Annotated in this window: 3 protein-coding genes; all 3 read right to left on the bottom strand. The window is 73.0% G+C overall.

What is annotated here, in order from left to right; all coding sequences use genetic code 11:
* Window positions 1-126: 126 nt before the first annotated feature.
* Complete coding sequence (locus PLP61_RS15820) at window positions 127-504, bottom strand: response regulator (protein ID WP_324503717.1); 378 nt, start codon at window positions 502-504, stop codon at window positions 127-129.
* Entirely contained in the window at window positions 501-2762 is a 2262-nt protein-coding gene (locus tag PLP61_RS15815) for a hybrid sensor histidine kinase/response regulator (RefSeq protein WP_324503716.1), read from the bottom strand. The genes PLP61_RS15820 and PLP61_RS15815 overlap by 4 nt, the downstream gene beginning before the upstream one ends.
* Before the next feature lie 103 nt (window positions 2763-2865).
* On the bottom strand, window positions 2866-3491 hold a 626-nt coding region (locus PLP61_RS15810), incomplete at its 5' end, for an SDR family NAD(P)-dependent oxidoreductase (RefSeq protein ID WP_324503715.1).

Genomic DNA, 3491 nt, shown 5'->3' with positions numbered 1-3491 from the left:
CCCCCGACTCCGCGCACAGCACCCGGTAGCCCCGGGGGGTGAGCACCGCGTCCAGGAGCCGGAGGTTCTCGGGTCGGTCGTCGACGGCCAGCACGGTGACCGGAGGACCCGCAGCGGTCGTCGCCATCACCGCTCCCGGGCGTCGAGGTAGGACCGGACCTGGTCGGGCAGCGAGCGGACGCTGATCGGCTTCTCGATGAACCCGTCGAACCCCGCCGCGAGGGCGAGCTCACGGTCGGTGGCCATCGCGAAGGCGGTGACCGCGACGATCGGCACCCCGGCTCCGAGGCCGGCCGCGCGCATCCGGGCCATGGTCTGCGTGCCGTCGAGACCGGGGAGCTGCAGGTCCATGAGGACCAGGTCCGGCGGGGTGTGGGCGACGGCGGCCAGGCCGTCCTCGCCGGTCGTGGCCTCGACGACGTGGTAGCCGTGTGCTTGCAGCACGTCCCGCAGGAGCTTGAGGTTGAGCGGGTTGTCCTCGACCACGAGGATCCGTCCGGTCATGGCACACCTCCCGCCGGGCCCTCGGCGCGCAGGGCGCCGACCCGGTCCAGGGCCGCCACCAGGTCCGCCCGCCGGATCGGCTTGAGCAGGTAGTCGGCTGCTCCCAGCGCCAGGCCGCGGGCTCGCTCGTCGACCACCGAGACCACCACGACCGGGATGCCCGCCGTACCGGGATCGGCCTTGAGCCTTGAGAGCACCTCCCAGCCGTCGAGCCGGGGTAGCCGGATGTCCAGCACCACGGCCGCAGGGGACAGCTGGCGCACCATGGTGAGCGCGTCGACGCCGTCCCGGGCGCGCACCACGTGGGCCCGGCCCCCCGAGAGGTACGCCGACACCAGGTCGAGCGAGGCCCGGTCGTCGTCGACCAGCAGCACCACCGGCAGGTCGTCGTCGGCCGGGTCGGGCTTCCGGTACCCGGGCGCGAGGGGTGGCCGCAACGGGATCGTGAACCCGAACGTGCTGCCCGCGCCCAGCGCGCTGTCCAGCCACAGGTGACCGCCGAGCAGCTCGACGAGACGTCGCGACAGGGTCAGGCCCAGCCCCGTCCCCTCCTCGCGCGGCGCTCCGCGGCCGCCCTGCTGGAAGGACTCGAAGATCCGTTCGCGGTCCTCCTCGGGGATCCCCACCCCGGTGTCGGACACGGTGACGGTCAACCCGTCGTCGGAGGCACTGGCGCGCACCGTGACCGTGCCCCCGTCGGGGGTGAACTTGACCGCGTTGCTGACCAGGTTCAGCACGACCTGCTTGAAGCGCAGCTCGTCGGCCTCGAGGAGCCCGACGCCGTCCTCGACCTGCAGGGACAGGGCGATGCGGTGGGCCGAGGCGCGCTCGCGCACCAGGGACAGCGCGTACTCCAGGGCGCTGGGCGCGAGGAACTCGGTCGGCTCGAGCTCGAGCCGACCCGCCTCCACCTTCGAGAGGTCCAGGATCTCGTTGAGCAGCTCCAGCAGGTGACGGCCGGAGTTGCGGATGTCGTGGAGGTACTCGTCCTGCCGCTCGTTGAGGTCACCGAACATCCGGTCGATGAGCACCTCGGAGAAACCGATCACGGCGTTGAGCGGGGTGCGCAGCTCGTGCGACATGCTGGCCAGGAACTCCGACTTGTGCCGGCTGGCCACCTCCAGCTCCTGGCTCTTGCGGGCCAGCTCCCCGAACAGCCTCGCGTTGACGATCGCCACCGCCGACTGGCTGGCCAGCGTCTCGAGCAGCTCGACCACCTCCTCCGAGAACGGCCCGACGCTGCGCCGGCGGATCACCACCACCCCCAGCAGCAGCTCGCCCCGCAGGATGGGTGCTGCCAGCAGCGAGCGCCAGCCGTCCCGGTACAACGCCTCCAGGTGCCGGTCCAGGCGGACGGCCCCCAGGTCCGGTACGGCGATGGGTCGCCGCTCCAGGCCGGTACGGCCCACCAGCGTGCGGTCCGCGCGGATCCGCACGCGGCGCAGCGCCGCCACCAGCTGCGGGGAGCTTCCGTAGGCGGCGCGGACCCGGAACTCGTCGTGCGCCGCGTCGTACTCCATCACCGAGCCACCGTCGGTGTCGGTGAGCACCACGGCGTTCGTGACGATGCGGGAGAGGACCTCGTCGCGGTCCAGGGTGGACGCCACCGCGTCCCCGACCTCGCGCAGCGCCTCGAGCTGGGCGACCTTCCGGGCCAGCTCGACCCGCTGCTCCTCCAAGGACCGCATCAGGTCGACCTGGCGCAGCGCGATGGCGCCCTGGGCGGCGAACTCCTCGAGCAGCGCCACCTCGCGCTCGTCGAACGGCACGACCTCGGCGCGCCACATCAGCAGGACGCCGACCACCTCCTCACCCACGATCAGCGGCGCGGCGAGCAGCGTCCGGAACCCGGCCAGCGCCTGCAGGTCCAGCCGGCCGTAGGTGGGGTCGGTCAGCACGTCGGCGATCTGCTGGGTGCGCCGGTCCTGGACCACCCGCCCGACCAGGCTCGACCGGTCCACCGTGACCGGACGGTCGCGCAGCTGGCGGTGGAACTCCTCGGGGACCTCACCGGCCATCCTCGAGACCTGGAAGCCCTCACCCTCGCGGAGGTAGAGCTGGGCGGCGTGGGCCCCGCACAGCCGCATGGAGCGCTCCACGATCGCGTCCAGCACCCGGCCGGGGTCGTCGGTGGCGCGGCCGAGCGCCTCCAGGATCTCCCGGCTCGCGCTCACCTGCTCCCGGGCGTCAGCCAGGTCCCGGGCCGGCGTGGGAGCGCGTCCGTCCGTGCTGCTGGGTGCTGACCCCGGTTCGGACATGGCGGCCCGCCTTCGTCTCCGGCCACCTTCCAGTGTGACCCCCGCCACACCCGCGGCGCAATGACGCGGTGGCGACCCGTCCGACGGCGCCGGGTCGGCCGGGTCAGGTGATCGTCAGCCCACCGTCGACCGGCAGGGTCTGCCCGGTGATGTAGCCGCCGGCCGCCGAGGCGAGGAAGACCACGGCCGCGGCGAGCTCACGCGGGTCTCCGCGTCGGCCGGTCGGGATCCGCGGCACCATGGCGTCGAGGTAGCCAGGGGGGTAGGTCTCGGTCATCTCGGAGTCGAAGAAGCCGGGAGCCAGCGCGTTGACGCGGATCCCCTTGCGTCCGGTCCACTGCTGGGCGAGGTCGCGGGTGAGCCCGATCAGGCCCGCCTTGCTCGCCGAGTACGCCGCCTGCGGCAGGCCGCCGGTGGTGATCCCGAGGATCGAGGAGATGTTGACGATGCTCGAGCCCGGCCCCATCACCCGACCGCACGCCTGTGCCATCCAGTAGCAGCCGCTGAGGTTGACGTCGATCACCTGCCGGAACTGCTCGGGCGTCTCGCGGGTGGCAGGCACGGCGGTGCCGACGCCGGCGTTGTTGACCAGCACGTCCACGTGCCCGAGCTCGGCCATGGCGGCGTCGACCAGCGACTGGCACTGGGCCGGGTCGGCCACGTCGGTGGCCACGGCCAGCGCGCGGCGGCCGGCGTCCCGGACCAGCCCGGCGGTGGACTCCAGCCGGT

This window comes from Nocardioides sp. (assembly GCF_035429765.1).
In the GTDB taxonomy this organism is placed as follows: Bacteria; Actinomycetota; Actinomycetes; order Propionibacteriales; family Nocardioidaceae; genus Nocardioides.
Note: the sequence above shows the minus strand (reverse complement) of the source record. Positions and strands in the feature narration are given on the sequence as shown.

Bases quoted from the DNA above. Each gene is read 5' to 3' on its own strand.
- PLP61_RS15820 (WP_324503717.1), bottom strand. From the start codon at position 504: ATGACCGGACGGATCCTCGTGGTCGAGGACAACCCGCTCAACCTCAAG.
- PLP61_RS15815 (WP_324503716.1), bottom strand. From the start codon at position 2,762: ATGTCCGAACCGGGGTCAGCACCCAGCAGCACGGACGGACGCGCTCCC.